A 697-nucleotide genomic window follows, 5' to 3' on the forward strand; every position below is an offset into this window, starting at 1 on the left:
TAGGCTTAGCGGGTGGTCCCGCCAGATTCACACGGGATTTCTCGGGCCCCGTGCTACTTGGGTGTCTCTCAAACGAGCCGCTGATGTTTCGACTACGGGGGTCTTACCCTCTACGCCGGACCTTTCGCATGTCCTTCGCCTACATCAACGGTTTCTGACTCGTCTCACAGCCGGCAGACTGTAAAAGAGAGATCCCACAACCCCGAATGCGCAACCCCTGCCGGGTATCACACGCATACGGTTTGGCCTCATCCAGTTTCGCTCGCCACTACTCCCGGAATCACGGTTGTTTTCTCTTCCTGCGGGTACTGAGATGTTTCACTTCCCCGCGTTCCCTCCACATACCCTATGTGTTCAGGTATGGGTGACAGCCCATGACGACTGCCGGGTTTCCCCATTCGGAAACCCCCGGATCAAAGCCTGGTTGACGGCTCCCCGGGGACTATCGTGGCCTCCCACGTCCTTCATCGGTTCCTGGTGCCAAGGCATCCACCGTGCGCCCTTAAAAACTTGGCCACAGATGCTCGCGTCCACTGTGCAGTTCTCAAACAACGACCAACCACCCGTCACAACCCGCCGAAGCAGATCTTTACCGGGGCCGGCACTGAAGGCAGCCATGATCGGCCGTACCCTCAGACACCCAACAGCGTGCCCGACACCCTCGCCCTCCCATGTTCGCTTTCCACGCCGAAGCAGT

Annotated in this window: 1 rRNA gene; it reads right to left on the reverse strand. The window is 58.8% G+C overall.

Annotation, left to right across the window (positions count from 1 at the left end):
* Positions 1–516 (reverse strand): 23S ribosomal RNA (locus AB0C16_RS40175); the annotation flags it as partial.
* Positions 517–697 lie beyond the last annotated feature (181 nt).

It is taken from the genome of Nonomuraea sp. NPDC048916, assembly GCF_040649575.1.
Taxonomy (GTDB): domain Bacteria; phylum Actinomycetota; class Actinomycetes; order Streptosporangiales; family Streptosporangiaceae; genus Nonomuraea.